We start from the raw sequence: 17,784 nt of genomic DNA on the forward strand, positions 1-17,784 counted from the left end.
TAGCCCAACTGCCTAAGATCCTGCTCAAAGGAGGAAAAATATTACAGTTACGTAAGTTTCGAGGTCTACGCTTGCATTTGCTTCCGTCTACGCATCAAAGCTCCCCGAAAGCGCCAACAGAGCGTCACTCACTTCGGGGACAACGCAATGCAAAATTCATGGAAATCTAATCACTTCGTCCGCGCATCGCTGTTTGCGGGAACTGGGTTGCTAGCGATGGCTTGCGCCACGCCCGGTCAGGCACAGACTGCCTCGTCGGCTCCGGATCAGACGCAATGCCAGACTGTGAATGCCGATGGTACTTGCGCTGACACCACAGTGGCAAACTCCGCTCCGACTGCTGCGCAAGGCGAAGCGATTATCGTGACCGGCTCGCGCCTCAAGCAGGCCGACATCACGACGCAGCCTACGCAGACGGTGACCGGCACGACGCTCAGCAATCGCGGCTACACCAACATTGGCCAGGCGCTGACTGACCTCCCCACCTTTGGTGCACCTGGCAACAGTGCCGCTGGTCCTCAAGGCAGCTTCGGTGCCGGCCAGACTTTCGTCAACATGTACGATCTCGGCGCGCAGCGCACGCTTGCGCTCGTTAACGGGAACCGGTTCGTAAGCTCGGGCAGTTCCTCGATCTTCGGTTCGGTGCAAGGTTCACCTGTCGATCTCGGCCAAATCGCCCCTGACCTTGTCGATCACATTGATGTTGTCTCGGTCGGTGGCGCGCCGATCTATGGCTCGGATGCGATTGCGGGCACCGTTAACGTTATTCTGAAAAAAGACTACCAGGGATTATCCGTTAGCGGCTCGTATGGCTTAGCGGAGGCGGGCGACGCACCTGACTACAATGTCTCACTACTAGCTGGCACCAATTTTGACGGTGGCCGCGGAAACGTCACCGTAAACGTGTTCTACGATCATCAAACGGGTCTCGCCACCTCGGCTCGTGCCACTACCGACGGATCGAAGATATTCAACGGAACAGATCCAAGCGGCACATACACTTATGCCCGCTTCAATGGTGGGCTGCATTACTCTGTGTTTACCAATACAGGCATGCCGATGGTGGAAGATTATCTGCCGGTAACCGGCGGCAGCGCTGCGTCGGCTATTACGAACGCCAGTGGGCAGGCGCTGTACTTCAGCCAGGACGGTCATCTGATTCCATACAACAGCGGAACCGCGCTCGCCAATGGTATAACCGAGGCTGGGGGCGACGGATTTGCTATAGGCGACTACGGCAATTTGCTTGCCAACAACCAGCGCATTCAGGGGACGCTGCTGACCAACTACGAGTTCAGCGATCACCTGCGCTTTCATGGTGAGTTCTGGATTGGTCGCAGCAAGGCAAGCAACATTTCCGATCAGCCGTTCTACAACACATGGCTTTTCGCCGGCGCCGGCGATGTCAACGGGAACTTGATCCTTTCTTCCGACAACCCCTTCCTCAGTGCCGCGGACCAGCAGGCGATCAAGTCTAGCCTTGCAGCCGCCGGACAGCCGACCGATACGTTCTACCTTGCGAGGGCGAATACCGATCTCGCGACCGGGGCTTTCACCACTACGACCGATCTGTATCGAGGTGTTGCCGGTCTTGATGGTGACTTCTCAGTCGGTAGCCATAATTTCACGTGGGAAGCGAGCGTCAACTACGGTCGCACAGACTCCACCACCGATTCTCGTGAGGTGGTGAACCAGAATTATTACAACGCGCTCGACGCGGTGACTGATGCGAGCGGGAACATCGTCTGCCGCCCGGGCTACACGAACGCCGCCATTGCGACATTCAGCAGCAACTGCGCGCCGCTTGATATCTTTGGATACAAAAACGAGAGTCAGGCCGCGATCGACTATATCACGGCACCGGCGCGAACCAAGCAGGTCGACACCCAATTGGACATCATCGCCGACGTGAAGGGCGATGTGGTTCACCTGCCTGGCGGAGACGTGCAGTTCGTTCTGGGCTATGAGCATCGTCGGGAAAGCCAGAGCTTCGATCCGGGCGCTTTCTACCTGGGCGAACTTCAATCCGATGGTTCATACCAGCAGTATGGCAATTCTACTCATATCGCCCCAGTTTCCGGCTCATACACCACAAACGAGGGATTCGGCGAGTTAACGATTCCGCTGGTTTCGCCTGACATGAACGTGAGTTTCATTCATAGCCTGCAACTGCATGGCGCAGCGCGTTATACGGATAACAGCGTCGCCGGTGGCTCATGGTCCTACACCGGCGGAGCGACCTTTTCGCCGATCCGGGACATTACCTTCCGAGGCAACTACACGCAGTCGTTCCGTTCGCCATCGATCACTGAGCTTTTTGCACCGACCTCTGGCGTATTCGAAACAGCGAATGACCCGTGCGATGCCCGCTATATCGATAGCGGCCCCAATCCCACCCAGCGTGCAGCTAACTGTGCCGCAGCAGGATTGCCGGCAGATTTCCAATCGAACATCGTCGATTACACAGCCAAGGGAACATCCGGCGGCAATCCGGGGCTGCAGAACGAACTGGCAAAGAGCTGGACAGCCGGTGCGGTTATTGCACCGCGTTTCCTCCCGGGTCTACAGATCAGCAGCGACTATGTCAGCATCAACATCACCAACGAGATCGCGTCGCCCGGCGTGACCTCATTGCTCAACGCGTGCTACGATTCGACCAATTATCCCAATGCCCCGGCGTGCAGCACCTTCACGCGTGACAGCACGGGCCAGATCACCAATTTCGAAGATTCCTATGCCAACATCGCTCTGGAGAATTTCAGGGCGCTGCAATCATCGCTCGATTACACTCTCCCGCTCGAGCGTCTTGGCCTGCCAGAATCCGCCGGTGCGCTCAAATTGTCGGCCAATTGGCTGCATACATACCGCCACTACTACAAGGTCGGTTCGGACGACGTCACGCATGTGCTCAATAATCTTGCCGATCCGAAGGATGCTGTCCAAGGCAATATCGATTGGGCGACCAAGCATTTCGATTGGTTGTGGCAAGGCACTTACTACGGTCCGACGCAGGTCGACCCGGATGCCGGTGCGGGCACCTATGAATATCCGCGGATCAGCCCGTATTGGATGTTCAACACTTCCGTGGGGATCAAGGCGAACGAGCATTTCACACTTCGCCTCATGGTCAACAACATATTCGACAAGGGCATTCCCGCCCCCTACACGTCATATAGCTCCAACAAGTACTTCGATGCTCTGATGGGTCGTTACTTCCGCATAAACGCCAAGGTGACGTTCTAATCCGACAGGACAACACGTTTGCAAATACAAAAAGGGCCCCGGAAAACCGGGGCCCTTTTCTTTTTGCAACTTACAAAAATCACCCCACCACCATCTCCAAGGCTCCATCGCCCTCGTCGATCTTCACCGTCGAACCATCGGGTACTTCGCCCTTCAGGATCATGTCGGCCAGCGGGTCCTGCAGATAGCGCTGGACCGAGCGCTTTAGTGGCCTTGCGCCATAGACGGGGTCATAACCCACCCGACCGAGCCAGCGTTTCGCCGCATCGCTCAGGTCGAGCGTGATCTTGCGATCCTTCAGCAGCTTCTGCACGCGCGCCACCTGGATATCGACGATCGGGGCCATGTGTTCAGCCGCCAGTCGGTGGAACAGGATGATCTCGTCCAGGCGGTTGAGGAATTCGGGCCGGAAATGCCCGCGCACCACATCCATCACCTGCGGTTCGACGCTGTCGACATCGGCGCCGTCCTCGATCTGGGTTAGGTACTGGCTGCCCAGATTGCTGGTCAGGATGATCAGCGTGTTGGTGAAGTCCACCACCCTGCCCTGCCCATCGGTCAGCCGCCCGTCGTCGAGCACCTGCAGCAGCACGTTGAACACATCGGGGTGCGCTTTTTCGACCTCGTCAAACAGCACCACCTGATAGGGGCGTCGGCGCACCGCTTCGGTCAGCACCCCGCCCTCGTCATAGCCGACATAGCCCGGAGGCGCGCCAATCAGCCGGGCGACCGCGTGCTTCTCCATGAACTCGCTCATGTCGATGCGGACCATCGCGTTGTCGTCGTCGAACAGGAAGCTGGCGAGCGCCTTGGTCAGCTCGGTCTTGCCGACGCCCGTGGGGCCGAGGAACAGGAAGCTGCCCAGGGGACGGTCGGGGTCCTGCAGGCCTGCACGCGCACGCCGCACTGCCTTGGACACCGCATCGACCGCCTGGCTTTGCCCGATCACCCGCTTGCCGATGATATTTTCCATATCGAGCAGCTTCTCGCGCTCGCCCGCCATCATGCGATCGACCGGAATCCCAGTCCAGCGGCTGACGACACCGGCGATATCGTCTTCGGTCACCTCTTCCTTGAGCAACGCGTTCTCGGTCTGCCCGGCGGCCTCCTCCAGTTGTTTTTCGAGACCGGGAATGGTGCCGTATGACAGCTCGCCAGCACGCGCGAGATTGCCCTCGCGCTGCGCCTGTTCAAGCTCGATGCGCGCGGCGTCGAGCTGTTCCTTGAGGCGGCTTTCGGCGTGGATCTTATCGCGCTCATTCTGCCAGCGGGTGGTCAGTTCGCTCGATCGCTGCTCCAGCTCGGCCAGCTCCTTGCGCAGCGATTCAAGCCGATCTTTCGATGCCTGGTCGCTTTCCTTCTGAAGCGCCTGCTCCTCGATCTTGAGCTGGATGATCCGCCGGTCGAGCCCTTCGATCTCCTCGGGCTTCGACTCCACCTCCATACGGATGCGGCTCGCCGCCTCATCCATCAGGTCGATCGCCTTGTCGGGCAGGAAACGGTTCTGGATATAGCGGTTGGACAGCTGCGCGGCGGCGACGATCGCGCCGTCGGTGATCCGAACGCCGTGGTGCAGCTCGTACTTTTCCTTGATCCCGCGCAGGATCGAAATCGTGTCCTCGACCGTGGGCTCGTCGATATAGACCGGCTGGAAACGCCGCTGAAGCGCAGGGTCCTTCTCGACATATTTCTGATATTCGTCGAGCGTAGTCGCGCCAATGCAGTGCAGCTCGCCGCGGCTGAGCGCGGGTTTCAGCAGATTGCCCGCATCCATGCTGCCTTCGCTGGCGCCCGCGCCGATCAGCGTGTGCATCTCGTCGATGAACAGGATGATCTGCCCTTCGGCGCCCTTCACCTCGTCCAACACAGCTTTGAGCCGTTCCTCGAACTCGCCGCGATATTTCGCGCCCGCGATGAGCGCGCCCATGTCGAGCGACATGAGCGTGCGTCCCTTGAGGCTGTCGGGCACATCGCCATTGGCGATCCGCAGCGCCAACCCTTCTGCAATGGCGGTCTTGCCGGTACCCGGTTCGCCGATCAACGCCGGGTTGTTCTTGGTCCGCCGGGCAAGGATCTGCACCGTGCGACGGATTTCCTCGTCACGCCCGATCACAGGATCGAGTTTGCCCGCGCGCGCCGCTTCGGTCAGGTCGCGGGCGTATTTCTTCATCGCATCATAGGCGTTTTCGGCCCCGGCACTGTCGGCGGTGCGCCCGCCGCGTAGCTTGACGATCGCGTCCTCAAGCGCAGGCGCGGTGACATTGGCCGCGTCCAGCGCCTTGCCTGCCGCCGTGGTCTTGGCGAGCACCAGTGCGAGTAACAGGCGTTCGACGGTGACATAGCTGTCGCCGGACTTCTCGGCGATCTGTTCCGCCTGGTCGAGCACGCGCACCGCATCGTTGTCGAGCCCGGGCGTCTGCTGCGCCCCGCCGCCGGTCACGGCGGGCTTCTTGGCCAGCTCGGCATCGACCGCATCGACCGCAAAGCGGGCATCCCCGCCAGCGCGCTGGATCAGCCCGGCGGCCATGCCTTCACTATCCTCAAGCAGCGCCTTGAGGATGTGCGCCGGCGTGATCCGCTGATGATTCATGCGAATCGCAACGGTCTGCGCGCTTTGCAGGAAGCCCTTGGCCCGGTCGGTGAATTTTTCGAGATTCATATATGTCCCCGTGAGATTGCCGGGCTAATATGGTGTTGCCTATATGCAACACAAGGGGTGTGAGAGCAAAATTTCAGCGTCTCATCGACAGATATAGACTGGTCGTCGAAACGGGCAAGCACGACACTGTTTTCCTTGCCTCCCGAGCCGTGTACCATCTTTGGCAGGGAGACTGGATGTAATGACAAAATGGGGTCGCGCCGCATTGGCGCTGGTCGTGCTTGCGGTGGTGATTCTCATCGCGCTGATGGTGTGGGAACCGTTCGCCGCAACAACCAGTGCGCCGCCTCCGGCGCATGCCTACAAAGCCGAAATCGTGCGCGATGAATTCGGTACGCCGCATATCTATGGCCATACCGATGCCGATGTCGCCTATGGTGTCGCGCGCGCCCATGCGGAAGACGATTTCACCACCTTGCAGGACGTGATCGCGATGGCGCGCGGGCGTTATGGCGCGATTGCGGGCAAGGATGGCGCGGCAGTCGATTACGTTTACTACCTGCTCGATGCGCGCGGCACGGCGGAGCGCGATTATCCCAAACTCCCGGCGGATACGCGCGCGCTGTTCGAAGCCTATGCTACCGGGCTCAACGATTACGCCAAGGCGCATCCCGGCGAGGTGAAGCTGGTGCGGCTGTTCCCGGTCAACGGGATGGACGTTGCCGCAGGCTTTGCGCTGCGCCAGCCGTTCTTCTTCGGCCTCAACAACGTCATCCAGCCGCTGGTAGAGGGCAAGCCGCTGCGGCCCGAGGGCGGCCCGGCGATCCCCTCGGCCAAGCCGACGCAAGGCGTGGTGCAACCGATGACGGTGACCACCCCTGCCCCCATATCATCGCCCTCGACCAGCCCGCAGGCCAGCACCCGCCCGATGCCGCTGCCATGGGGCGAAGCAGGCGCACTCGACGGCTCCAACGCCTTTGCCGTCGCACCAAAGAAATCGGGCGGTGAGACGATCCTGGTTTCGAACAGCCACCAGCCGTGGCGCGGTGGGGTGGCGTGGTACGAACTGACGGTCCAGAGCGATCAGGGCTGGCATTTCACCGGTGCGACCTTCCCCGGCAGCCCCTATCCCTTCCTTGGCCATAACGAGCATCTGGGCTGGACCAATACCGTCAATCGCCCCGATCTGGTCGATGTTTACAAGCTGGTGCTCGACAAGGATGGCACGCATTACAAGCTCGGCAATCGCTGGCTGCCGCTGGAAAAACGGCGCGTGCTGCTGCCGGTGCGGTTCGGGCCGATCGTGCTGCCGGTGTTCAAGACAGTTTATCGCAGCGCCCAAGGGCCGGTGATCATCAACAAGAACGGCGCGTTTGCCTTCCGCTATGCCGGGATCGACCGGCTGGGACAGCTCGATGCCTATTACCGGCTCAACAAGGCGACCAATCTGGCCCAATGGCAAGCTGTGCTGGCGCGGATGGAAATTCCCAGCACCAATTTCATCTACGGCGATGAGAAGGGCAATATCGCCTATGTCTACAATGCCGCGATTCCCGACCGCAAGCCTGGGCCGAACTGGCGCGGCGTGCTGCCGGGCGATGATCCGTTGCTGATCTGGACCGGGCCGGTCGCCTACGACAAGCTGCCGAAGTACATCAATCCGGCGAGCGGCTGGCTGTTCAATTCGAACAACACCCCGTTCATCGCGGCTGGCCCTGGCAGCGATCTGAACCCTGCCGACTTCGCTCCGGAGCTGGGTATCGAACTCGACATGACCAATCGTGCGCGGCGCGCATGGACGCTGATGAGCAAGGCCAAGCTGCTCGACAATGCCGGCCTCGCCCGCGTGAAGTGGGACACCGGCTATGTCGATGCGGGATACATCGCGCATATGTTCAAGGCGCTCAAGGCGCTCGACCTCATCGGCAAGCCGGAACTGGCAAAGGCCCGGCAACTACTGCTCGGCTGGGACATGCAGGAAGACAATGACGGGCGCGGCGATGCGCTCTCGCTGCTGGTGATCAAGCCCTATATGGCGGCCGCCTACCAGCATGACGAATGGCCCGACGCAGGCAAGGTGCTAGGCGATGCGGTGGACCATCTACAGCGTTATTTCGGGAGGCTCGACCCGCCGATGAGCGAGATGCTCCGGCTGCGCCAGGGCAAGGTCGACCTGCCGCTCGACGGCGGTTCGGACACATTGCGCGCTTCGACCACCTGGGATGTCGACAAGGATGGCCGCCTCGCGGTCAAGCACGGCGACAGCTTCATCCAGTGGACCCAGTGGGTTCCGGGCAAGCGAGTCACCTCAACCTCGATCGTGCCCTATGGCGCGGCCTATATGCGTCCCGACAGCCCGCATTTCGCAGACCAGTCTACGCTGTTCATCCAACACCGCTTGAAGCCGGATCGCTTCTGGCGCGAAGATGTGATGGCCAATGCGCAAAGCCGGAAGGTGGTGCGCCACGCAAATTAACATTGTTCATCGCGGTGCCATGGTCGACATGGCACCGTGCGACATCTAAATGAGCAATCATTAATAAATCCGAGGGGGATTTTCATGGTTCGACATATGCTTGCGGGCAGCCTTCTGGCGATCGCCTGTGCCACTGCCACATCTGCTATTGCCGCCGACAAGGACTACGCACCGGTCGCCACACCTGCCGAGCTGGTGAACGCGGTCAACATTCCATACCAGCAATTCACTCTGCCCAACGGCCTCACCGTATTGGTGAACGAGGATCGCAAGGCGCCCGTGGTCGCGGTATCGGTGTGGTACAAGGTCGGCTCCAAGAACGAACCCAAGGGCAAGACCGGCTTTGCGCATCTGTTCGAACACCTGATGTTCAACGGGTCGGAGAACTCGCCGGGCGATTTCTTCGAACCACTGCAACAGGTCGGCGCGACCGATTTCAACGGTACCACATGGTTCGACCGCACCAACTATTTCGAAACCGTGCCCACCGCCGCGCTCGACCGCGCGCTGTTCCTCGAAAGCGACCGCATGGGTCATCTGCTTGGCGCGGTGACGCAAGAGAAGCTCGATAACCAACGCAGCGTCGTCCAGAACGAGAAGCGTCAGGGCGACAACCAGCCTTATGGCCTCGTGGAATACGAGCAGCTCGAAAACCTCTATCCGTCAGGGCATCCCTATCACCACTCGACGATCGGCTCGATGGCCGATCTCGACAGCGCCAGCCTCGACGATGTGCGCGGGTGGTTCAAGGATCACTATGGCCCCAACAACGCGATCCTGGTGCTGGCGGGCGACATCGACCTTGCCACCGCCAGGCAGAAGGTGACCAAATGGTTCGGCGATATTCCCGCCGGGCCCAAGGTGCAGCCGGTGGCAGCGCCGGTCCCGACACTCGACGCGCCAAAGACCAAGACCATTTATGACAAGGTCGCGACCGAACGCGTCTATCGCATGTGGGCAACGCCGGGTTACGACAAACCCGATTATCTCCCGCTGCAACTGGCCGGATCGGTGCTCGGCGGACTGGCCAGCTCGCGGCTCGACAACGAGTTGGTGCGCGGACAGCAGATCGCGGTGCGCGTGTCGACCAGCCAGGACACTTTCGGGCAGGCAGGCCAGTTCGTGATCTATGCCGATGCCAAGCCCGGCGTCAGCACGGAAGAACTGGGCAAGGCGCTCGACGCCCAGATCGCGCAATTCCTGGCCCAAGGTCCGACTGAGGACGAACTGCAACGCGCCGTCACGCGCTATGCTGCCGGACGCATCGGCGGGCTGGAGCAGGTTGGCGGCTTCGGCGGCAAGGCCCCGCAGCTTGCGCAAAGCCTGCTGTTCATGGGTTCACCCGATGGCTACAAGAGCGAGCTGGAGAAGGCGGCCAAGCTGACACCTGCCCAGGTCAAGGCGGCGGCCGATAAATGGCTGACACGCCCAGCATTCTCGCTGATCGTAGCACCGGGCGATCGCAAGGAAGGCGGCGAGCAGCGCGGCGGCTATTACACCGCACCGGGTATCGAGGGCGCGCATCCGGCCTATTATCTCAACCCCGCCGATCCGGTGGCGGCGATGGGTGCGGCGGCAGCGGCAACCGCGGCAACCACGCCCGACCGTTCGAAAATGCCCGATCTCGGCACGCTCAAACCGCTCGACTTTCCCAAGATAGAACGCGCCACCCTGCCGAACGGGATGAAGATCTATTTCGCGCGGCGCGACGCCGTGCCCACAGTCAACGTCCGCGTCAGCTTCGATGCGGGCTATGCCGCCGATCCGCGCGACAAGCTGGGCATCCAGTCGCTGATGCTGAGCACGATGGACCAGGGCACCAGCGACCTCGACGCGCAGCAACTCGCGATTGCGCAGGAACGGCTGGGCGCGAACATTGGCGGCACTGCCAATGTCGACACCACCAGCTTCGGCATGAGCACGATGGCGCCCAATCTCGCGCCGTCGCTGGCGCTGCTTGCCGATTACATCCGCCATCCCGCTTTCCGCGAGAAAGACCTCGATCGGGTGCGTGTGCAACAGCTCACGCGGATCAAGAACGAGATGAATTCGCCCGGCGCCATGGCACAACGCACGCTGTTTCCGGCAATCTACGGCGACCACCCCTATGGCATCCCGCCAAGCGGGACCGGCAACGCGTCTGTCGTCAAGGCCGCGACCCCGGCCGATCTCAAGGTATTTCATGATGAGTGGCTGCGCCCCGACAACGCCAGCGTTTATGTCGTCGGCGACACCACGCTGGAGCAGGTCAAGGCGATGCTGGCCAAGAGCTTCGGCGACTGGCAGGCCCCCGCAACACCCAAGCCGGTGAAGAACTTCTCCGCCAAGATCGAGCCGCAGAAAAGCCGCATCATCCTGATCGACAGCCCGGGCAAGCCGCAGTCGGTGATCCTCGCGGGCCGTGTGCTCAATCAGAAGGGCACAGACGATCTGGTGGTGCTCGACAGTGCCAACCAGGTGTTCGGCGGGGACTTCCTCAGCCGCATCAACATGGATCTGCGCGAAACCAAGGGCTGGTCCTATGGCGTGCGCAGTATCGTGGCCGATCCGCTCGATCGCGCCAGCTTCATGATCTACGCGCCCGTACAGGCGGACAAGACCGGTGCATCGATCCAGGCACTGCGTCAGGATCTCGACGCCTATACCCAGGGCGGTGAAGGCGTGACGTCGGAAGAGCTGACCCGCATCGTCAACGGCAATGTCCGCGAACTGCCTGGCCGGTTTGAAACCAGCCGCGCGGTGCTCGGCGGGATCGTCAACATCGTCGAGCACAACCGGCCCGACGATTTCTATCAGACGCTGGCCAAACGTTACGGCACGCTGGGCGCAACCGAACTGGACGAAGCTGCCAAAGCCGCGCTGAGAGGCGATGATCTGGTGTTCGTGGTGGTCGGCGATGCCAAGACCGTGGAACCGCAGCTTGACGCAGTGGGTTTACCCGTAGAAGTTCGCGAGCCACAGAGCGATTGAACTGGATCGTTCACATCTAAGAGGAGAGCTGATTATGTCCGTAGCCGGAACCTATAACACCGTCGTCAAGAGCCCGATGGGTGACCAGAAGGGCACTTTCACCGTCGTTCCCGGCGATGGCGACAGCTTCACCGGCTCGATGGCCGGCGGAATGGGCTCGATGGACGTCAAGGACGGCAAGATCGACGGCGACAAGCTGACCTGGGCGATGGACATGACCGTGCCGATGCCCATGACGCTCAATTGCGAGGCCACCGTCAACGGCGACCAGCTGACCGGCAAGGTCAACGCGGGCGCATTCGGCGACATGCCGCTGACCGGCGAACGGGCCAGCTGAACCAGACCATCTTTTCAGCAACGAACAAGGGGCGTCGGAGGCAATTCCGGCGCCCTATTTTCGCGCCTGCACAAAATTCTGTTTATCATCCGGGCGCTTGCTTGCACCGCCGATTGGTGCTCACATGTACTCAACGGGTCGACTCGCGTTGACAGAACCAGACGCTACCGAGAACTCACTCGATTGGGGGACCCGTCATGCACAGATCATTCGTATCGTTCGCCGCAATGCTCGCCAGCGTTTCCATGGCTGCATCACCGCTCGCTGCAATGAAGGCGTCGCAGTTGACCGACATCAACGGCCTGCACGGTCGCGATGCCGAGAGCAGCTTGCAATCACGCGGCTTTGCCCATGTCTCGACCAACAAGAATTCGATGGGATATGTCTACAGCTACTGGTGGAACGACCGCGACAAGGATTGCGTACAGGTCGAAGTCTATGATGGTCGCGTCCAAACCATAAACGATGCCAGCGCGCAGGATTGTGGACACAAGAAGGACAATACCGCGGCTGTCGTCGGTGTAGTGGCGGGCGCCGCTATCCTGGGGGCGCTGCTAGCGCACAAATCCAATCATCACGATAACAACCGGCACCTGACCGACCGCGAAGCCGAAAACCAGTATGAGCGCGGCTATACCGACGGGCTGCACAATGCGCCCTATCACAATTACGACCGCCATGACGCCTATTCCTCGGGCTACACCGCCGGAGTCGACCAGAGGCGCGCCAATCTCAGCCATCACCAGCAATACGGCGGCTATGTCCGGACCGCGCAATTCAACGACCTGCGCGGCGCACGGGCGGCGGGCGGAATGGACGAGCTGGGTCGACGCGGCTTCCGTCAGGTGGATAATTTTACCTCTGGCAACACCCGCTATTCGATCCAGTACCGCCCTCAGTCGCGCCAATGCTTGCAGGTGACGATCGCGGATGGCAGGTTCTACGACCTGCGTGATATATCCCGACATCCAAGGTGCCGTTCATGAACTCAACCGCAACCGTAAAGCTACTTGCCATGATTGTGCCGGGCCTGTGCCTGGTGGCGTGTTCGAACTCTTCGGACCCTGCTGCGCATAGCCAGGCAGCACCGGATTCGATGGCCCAAATGGACCATTCCGCCCACGCTGCGCAGACATTGGCACGTAACGGCGGTATTCCCGGCACACTGGCACCTTTCGGTGAGGGATATCCCGAATCCGGCGATCCTTGTCGGAGGCTGGGAGAGTCGAGCGCAACATCAAATTGGCTTGACGATGACGCGGTGCTGGTAGGCTGTGCCAAGGCGGAAGATGCCAAGCCGCTTGGCGGCAAAATCGTCGATACCGTGCAAGGCGTCACGATCCTGTCGATCCCCATGGCGGAGGCGGACATACCTCACAATTCGCATGACGTGCTGGTGCCGGGTACCGATTTCAATGCCACCACGACACTGAAATGCGGAATGGACCGGGCCAAGCCGACAGAATCCTGCCCAGCGGGCGTAAAACGCAATTGGGGTATCGACGGCACTGCCATGGTGGTGGTGACCAAGCCCGATGGACGAAAGCGCGCACTGTTCTTCCGCGACGGCAAACCACTCAATGCGGACAGTTCACAGGCGGACAGTTCTGCGGGCTGGACATTTACCGGCATCCGCAAGGGAGACGAGGTCACAATCCACTTCGGTCCTGAAACTTATGTGGTGCCCGACGCGCTGGTCGAAGGCGGCTAGCGAGCTGAATACCTAGCGCGGTAAATGGTCGCGCATCGCCTGATACGCCGCTGCCGCCACGGTGTTGGCCAGATTGAGCGAGCGCACCTTGTCCGACAGCATCGGCAGGCAGACGAGATGCCGTTCGTGTGTCGCCAGCACGGCTTTGGGCAACCCCTTGGTTTCCTGTCCGAAGACTAGATAGGCATCGCACGGGTAATCGGGCTCGTAAAAGCTGCGGTTTGCGAACTCCTCGAACAAATAAAGCTGGTTTTCGCGCGGTGCTCGCTCTTCGATAAATGCATCCCAGCTCGCAAATTCGGCCAGGCGGATGTGCTGCCAGTAATCGAGACCCGAGCGTTTCACCCGCTTGTCCGAAATATCGAAGCCGAGCGGGTGGATCAGCAGCAGCTCCATGTCGAGCGCGACACAGGTGCGCCCCACAGCACCGGTGTTGCCGGGAATTTCCGGATTGACGAGGACGATGGAGGTCATGATTAGTCTCAGCCTTCGGTGCCGAGAACCCGATTTTCCCGGTAGTATCCGAAAGTCCCTTCGCCGGACCAGCTCTTGCCATCGGGATAGCGCAATTCGATCCCGGCGAGCTCGTTTTCGCTGGCCAGCGCCATGTTGACGCCCATCATTGTGTCGCCGAACTTAGCAACGCTTGCTTCGGTCAGGAGGAAGTGGGTTGTTGCGCCGCAAGTCGTGCAGAAATGGATTTCGGAACTCGGCACGGGCTTGTCACCGCGGCGATAGCTCTTGCCCGGCCCGGTGATTGTGACCTGTGACGGATCGAAATAACCCCAGCGCGCGCCCGACTTGCGGCACATGTCGCAATTGCATGCATTCACAAACTCGGGCTTTTGGGCAATTGTGACCTCGACCGCACCGCAGAGGCATTGGAGCGTCATCAGCCGAGCTTGTTCTTCAGCAGCTGGTTGACTACCGCCGGATTGGCCTTGCCCTGCATCGCCTTCATCGTCTGGCCGACAAAGAAGCCGAACAGCTTGTCCTTGCCGCCGCGATATTCGGCGACCTTGTCGCTGTTGGCGGCGATGATCTGGTCGATCGCGGCTTCGATCGCGCCGGTGTCGCTGACTTGCTTCAGCCCTTCGGCTTCGGCGATCTCTTCCGGGTTGCGCCCGGTCTTGAGCACGATTTCGTAGATTTCCTTGGCCTGCCCGCCGCTGATCTCACCCGCGGCCTGCATTTTCAGGATGGCTGCCTGCGCTTCGGCGGTGGCGTGCGCGGGATTACCCTCGTCATCTACCGCGTTCATCACGCCCGGCGCGACCGAGAGCGACCAGTTCGCGACCTGCGTTGCCACATCGCTTGCCGGCTTGCCCAGCGCCTTTGCGGTGGTCGCCAGCAGCGTTTCAAAGCGCGCGAAGGTCTCAACCTCGGCGGTCAGCTCGCGCGCATTATATTCGCTGAGACCCAGTTCGCCGGTGTAGCGCGCGCGCTTGGCGTCGGGCAGTTCGGGCAGCGAGGCCCGGCATTCGTTCAGGAACGCCTCGTCCAGCTCCAGCGGCAGCAGGTCGGGATCGGGAAAATAGCGGTAATCATGCGCGTCTTCCTTGCTGCGCATGGTCCGCGTGGTGCCGGTATTGGGATCGAACAGGCGGGTTTCCTGCACTACCGCTCCCCCGCTCTCGATCAGATCGACCTGGCGGTTGGCCTCGTATTCGATGACCTGCATCACGAAGCGTACCGAGTTGACGTTCTTAGTTTCCGTTCGCGTGCCGAATTCATCGCCCGGCTTTCGCACCGAGACGTTGACGTCGGCGCGCATCGAGCCTTCTTCCATATTCCCGTCGCACGAGCCGACATAGCGCAGGATCGAGCGCAGCTTGCGGACATAGGCCCCAGCTTCGGCTGGCGAGCGCATATCGGGCATGGAGACGATCTCCATCAGTGCAACGCCGCAGCGATTGAGATCGACATAGCTCATCGTCGGATGCTGATCGTGCATCAGCTTGCCCGCGTCCTGCTCGACATGGATTCGCTCGATGCCGATCACCTTGTCGTTCGGAAGACCAGCCTTCTCATCGGCTCCGATAGTCAAAGAACCCTCACCCACCAGCGGGTGATAGAGCTGGCTGATCTGATAGCCCTGCGGCAGATCGGCGTAGAAGTAATTCTTGCGGTCGAACCGGCTCCACGCATTGATCTGCGCCTCGATCGCCATGCCGGTACGCACCGCCTGACGGATGCACTCGCGATTTGGCACCGGCAGCATTCCGGGCATCGCCGCATCGACCAGTGATACTTGGCTGTTGGGCTCAGCCCCGAACGCTGTCGAAGCGCCTGAAAACAGCTTCGCGTTGGAGGTCACCTGCGCATGGACCTCAAGGCCGATTACGACCTCCCATTCGCCCGTTGCGCCCTGAATGCGGTAGTTACTCATCGTCAATTCGCTTTCCGGTCTCGGAGTCAAAGCGCGCTTCGCCATGGTCGATACGCTTGGCGAGGAAACGCACCAGCAGAAAAACGGCCAGTACACCGACCGCTGCCATCAGGTTGAGAGCCGCCATGCTCATTCGAAGGTACCCATCAACTGTTTCAGCGCCTTTTTATCCTCACTGCGCTGACGAGCCTTACGTTGCCACCGCATACCAAGGTAAATCATCAGGAGTGCCGAGGACGACATTATCACTCCCGCAAGGGATGCGATCAAATCCATTACCACCATCTCTCCGGCTGCGCCTCAAACTCGGCACGCTGCTGGATCGCCAGTCCTGCATTTAGGACGCCTTGCTCGTCGAAAGGCTTGCCGATTAGTTGAAGGCCCAGCGGCAACCCATCAGAATTAAGCATCGCGGGCACACTCATCGCCGGGAGCCCGGCAAGGCTTGCGGGCACGGCGAAGACATCGTTCAGATACATCGTCAACGGATCGTCGCTCAGACTGCCGAGCGGGAAGCTAGCGGTGGGCGTAGTCGGCGCTAGGATCGCGTCGCACTGAGTCCAAGCCTGCTCGAAATCACGCGCCACCAGCGCACGCACCTTCTGGGCCTGCGTGTAATAGGCGTCGTAAAAGCCCGCCGAGAGCACATAGGTGCCGATCAGCACGCGGCGCTTCACCTCGTCGCCGAAACCGGCGGCGCGGGTGGCGGCATACATGTCCTGCAAACCAGCGCCCTCGGGCAGGTCGCGCAGGCCGTAACGCACCCCGTCATAGCGCGCGAGATTGCTCGAGGCTTCGGCGGGCGCAATGATGTAATAGGCGGGCAGCGCGTATTTGGTATGCGGCAGGCTGATGTCGACGATCTCGGCACCGGCATCGCGCAGCCATTGCTTGCCGCGCTCCCAGCAGTCGAGAATCTCGGCATCGGTCCCGTCCATGCGATATTCGCGCGGGATGCCGATTTTCTCGCCCTTGAGGTCTGCGTTGAGGCCCTTCTCCCACGCGGGGACGTCCATCTTCAGGCTGGTCGCGTCCTTGGGATCGAAGCCGGCCATCGCTTCGAGCATGATCGCGCAATCTTCGACGCTGCGCGCCATCGGCCCTGCCTGGTCAAGGCTGGAGGCGAAGGCGACCACACCCCAGCGGGAACAGCGGCCATAGGTCGGTTTGATCCCGGTGATCCCGGCAAAGGCGGCAGGCTGGCGGATCGAACCGCCAGTGTCGGTGCCGGTGGCGGCAGGCGCGATCCTTGCAGCGACCGCGGAGGATGAGCCGCCGGAGGAGCCACCCGGGCTCATCGCGGCATTGCTGCCCGCCTTGCGCCAGGGCGAATTGACGTTGCCGAAGTAGCTGGTCTCGTTCGACGAACCCATCGCGAACTGGTCGAGGTTGAGCTTGCCCAGCATCCCGGCACCGGCATTCCACAAATTCTGCGAAACGGTGCTTTCGTACTCGGGCTTGAACCCTTCGAGAATGTGGCTCGCGGCGGTGGTCTGCACGCCCTTGGTGGCGAACAGATCCTTCATGCCGATGGGCACGCCGCCCATGATACCCAGATTCTCGCCCTTCGCGCGCTTCGCATCGACCGCATCGGCGGACGCGAGTGCGTGGTCGGGGGTCGTGACGATAAAGGCGTTGAGCGCGGCGGCGTCCGCCACGGCTGCGTTGAATGCCTCGGCCACTTCGCGGGCAGTAAAATCACCAGCGGCGACACCGTCGCGGATCGCCTTCACGCCGAGTTGTGTGAACTCACTCATTATTCGATCACCTTGGGCACGCCGAAAAAGCCATGCTCGGCAGCAGGCGCATTGGCGAGCACGTCGTCGCGCCGACCGCCCGCGGTTTCGGGGATGGCATCGACCACGTCGTCACGCAGGCGCAGCTGGTTGGGGATCACCGCGGTCATCGGCTCGACCCCGGTCACGTCGACCTCGCCAAGCTGTTCGACCCAGTTCAGGATCCCATTGAGTTCGGGCACCATGCGCTCGAGCGCGGCATCGTCCATGGCGATGCGCGCAAGCGAGGCAATCTTGGCCACTTCTTCACGTGTAACGGACAT

The 17,784-nt window shown here is 60.9% G+C and carries 13 protein-coding genes; 6 read left to right on the forward strand and 7 right to left on the reverse strand.

Annotation, left to right across the window (positions count from 1 at the left end; genetic code table 11):
• Positions 1 to 216 precede the first annotated feature (216 nt).
• Positions 217 to 3,243, forward strand: a complete 3,027-nt coding sequence (locus GRI58_RS01885; RefSeq protein WP_237452011.1) for a TonB-dependent receptor domain-containing protein — start codon at positions 217 to 219, stop codon at positions 3,241 to 3,243.
• Between the two features lie 79 nt (positions 3,244 to 3,322).
• Here the strand turns inward: GRI58_RS01885 and clpB are convergent, their stop codons facing one another.
• Entirely contained in the window at positions 3,323 to 5,902 is a 2,580-nt protein-coding gene (clpB, locus tag GRI58_RS01890) for an ATP-dependent chaperone ClpB (RefSeq protein ID WP_160751848.1), read from the reverse strand.
• 181 nt (positions 5,903 to 6,083) lie between these two features.
• Here clpB and GRI58_RS01895 point away from each other — a divergent pair, with 181 nt between their 5' ends.
• From GRI58_RS01895 to GRI58_RS01915, 5 genes are all read left to right on the forward strand, one after another.
• Complete coding sequence (locus tag GRI58_RS01895; RefSeq protein WP_160751849.1) at positions 6,084 to 8,318, forward strand: penicillin acylase family protein; 2,235 nt, start codon at positions 6,084 to 6,086, stop codon at positions 8,316 to 8,318.
• Positions 8,319 to 8,402: 84 nt separating this feature from the next.
• Complete coding sequence (locus tag GRI58_RS01900) at positions 8,403 to 11,288, forward strand: M16 family metallopeptidase (RefSeq protein WP_160751850.1); 2,886 nt, start codon at positions 8,403 to 8,405, stop codon at positions 11,286 to 11,288.
• Positions 11,289 to 11,322: 34 nt separating this feature from the next.
• Positions 11,323 to 11,625 carry a hypothetical protein gene (locus GRI58_RS01905; protein WP_160751851.1) on the forward strand — a complete coding sequence of 101 codons (303 nt, stop codon included), beginning with the start codon at positions 11,323 to 11,325 and terminating at the stop codon, positions 11,623 to 11,625.
• 197 nt (positions 11,626 to 11,822) lie between these two features.
• Positions 11,823 to 12,611 carry a hypothetical protein gene (locus GRI58_RS01910; RefSeq protein WP_160751852.1) on the forward strand — a complete coding sequence of 263 codons (789 nt, stop codon included), beginning with the start codon at positions 11,823 to 11,825 and terminating at the stop codon, positions 12,609 to 12,611.
• Positions 12,608 to 13,336 (forward strand): hypothetical protein, encoded by a 729-nt coding sequence (locus tag GRI58_RS01915; protein ID WP_237452012.1) that lies wholly within the window; start codon positions 12,608 to 12,610, stop codon positions 13,334 to 13,336. The genes GRI58_RS01910 and GRI58_RS01915 overlap by 4 nt, the downstream gene beginning before the upstream one ends.
• A 12-nt stretch (positions 13,337 to 13,348) precedes the next feature.
• Here GRI58_RS01915 and GRI58_RS01920 read toward each other — a convergent pair whose 3' ends face one another.
• From GRI58_RS01920 to gatC, 6 genes are all read right to left on the reverse strand, one after another.
• Positions 13,349 to 13,810 carry a tRNA (cytidine(34)-2'-O)-methyltransferase gene (locus GRI58_RS01920; RefSeq protein WP_160751853.1) on the reverse strand — a complete coding sequence of 154 codons (462 nt, stop codon included), beginning with the start codon at positions 13,808 to 13,810 and terminating at the stop codon, positions 13,349 to 13,351.
• Positions 13,811 to 13,818: 8 nt separating this feature from the next.
• Positions 13,819 to 14,229, reverse strand: a complete 411-nt coding sequence (locus GRI58_RS01925; RefSeq protein ID WP_237452013.1) for a GFA family protein — start codon at positions 14,227 to 14,229, stop codon at positions 13,819 to 13,821.
• The gene (gatB, locus tag GRI58_RS01930; RefSeq protein ID WP_160751854.1) at positions 14,229 to 15,725 is read right to left on the reverse strand and encodes an Asp-tRNA(Asn)/Glu-tRNA(Gln) amidotransferase subunit GatB; all 1,497 of its coding nucleotides are present in this window, start codon (positions 15,723 to 15,725) and stop codon (positions 14,229 to 14,231) included. The genes GRI58_RS01925 and gatB overlap by 1 nt, the downstream gene beginning before the upstream one ends.
• Positions 15,718 to 15,858, reverse strand: a complete 141-nt coding sequence (locus GRI58_RS01935) for a hypothetical protein (RefSeq protein ID WP_160751855.1) — start codon at positions 15,856 to 15,858, stop codon at positions 15,718 to 15,720. The genes gatB and GRI58_RS01935 overlap by 8 nt, the downstream gene beginning before the upstream one ends.
• A 142-nt stretch (positions 15,859 to 16,000) precedes the next feature.
• Positions 16,001 to 17,482: an Asp-tRNA(Asn)/Glu-tRNA(Gln) amidotransferase subunit GatA gene (gene gatA / locus GRI58_RS01940; RefSeq protein WP_160751856.1), complete on the reverse strand. Its 1,482-nt coding sequence runs from the start codon at positions 17,480 to 17,482 to the stop codon at positions 16,001 to 16,003.
• Positions 17,482 to 17,784 carry an Asp-tRNA(Asn)/Glu-tRNA(Gln) amidotransferase subunit GatC gene (gatC, locus tag GRI58_RS01945; RefSeq protein ID WP_160751857.1) on the reverse strand — a complete coding sequence of 101 codons (303 nt, stop codon included), beginning with the start codon at positions 17,782 to 17,784 and terminating at the stop codon, positions 17,482 to 17,484. Before gatC ends, gatA begins: the two co-directional genes overlap by 1 nt.

The organism is Qipengyuania algicida (assembly GCF_009828025.1).
GTDB classification, from domain to species: Bacteria; Pseudomonadota; Alphaproteobacteria; order Sphingomonadales; family Sphingomonadaceae; genus Qipengyuania; species Qipengyuania algicida.

Bases quoted from the DNA above. Each gene is read 5' to 3' on its own strand.
- GRI58_RS01885 (WP_237452011.1), top strand. From the start codon at position 217: ATGGCTTGCGCCACGCCCGGTCAGGCACAGACTGCCTCGTCGGCTCCG.
- clpB (WP_160751848.1), bottom strand. From the start codon at position 5,902: ATGAATCTCGAAAAATTCACCGACCGGGCCAAGGGCTTCCTGCAAAGC.
- GRI58_RS01895 (WP_160751849.1), top strand. From the start codon at position 6,084: ATGACAAAATGGGGTCGCGCCGCATTGGCGCTGGTCGTGCTTGCGGTG.
- GRI58_RS01900 (WP_160751850.1), top strand. From the start codon at position 8,403: ATGGTTCGACATATGCTTGCGGGCAGCCTTCTGGCGATCGCCTGTGCC.
- GRI58_RS01905 (WP_160751851.1), top strand. From the start codon at position 11,323: ATGTCCGTAGCCGGAACCTATAACACCGTCGTCAAGAGCCCGATGGGT.
- GRI58_RS01910 (WP_160751852.1), top strand. From the start codon at position 11,823: ATGCACAGATCATTCGTATCGTTCGCCGCAATGCTCGCCAGCGTTTCC.
- GRI58_RS01915 (WP_237452012.1), top strand. From the start codon at position 12,608: ATGAACTCAACCGCAACCGTAAAGCTACTTGCCATGATTGTGCCGGGC.
- GRI58_RS01920 (WP_160751853.1), bottom strand. From the start codon at position 13,810: ATGACCTCCATCGTCCTCGTCAATCCGGAAATTCCCGGCAACACCGGT.
- GRI58_RS01925 (WP_237452013.1), bottom strand. From the start codon at position 14,229: ATGACGCTCCAATGCCTCTGCGGTGCGGTCGAGGTCACAATTGCCCAA.
- gatB (WP_160751854.1), bottom strand. From the start codon at position 15,725: ATGAGTAACTACCGCATTCAGGGCGCAACGGGCGAATGGGAGGTCGTA.
- GRI58_RS01935 (WP_160751855.1), bottom strand. From the start codon at position 15,858: ATGAGCATGGCGGCTCTCAACCTGATGGCAGCGGTCGGTGTACTGGCC.
- gatA (WP_160751856.1), bottom strand. From the start codon at position 17,482: ATGAGTGAGTTCACACAACTCGGCGTGAAGGCGATCCGCGACGGTGTC.
- gatC (WP_160751857.1), bottom strand. From the start codon at position 17,784: ATGTCCGTTACACGTGAAGAAGTGGCCAAGATTGCCTCGCTTGCGCGC.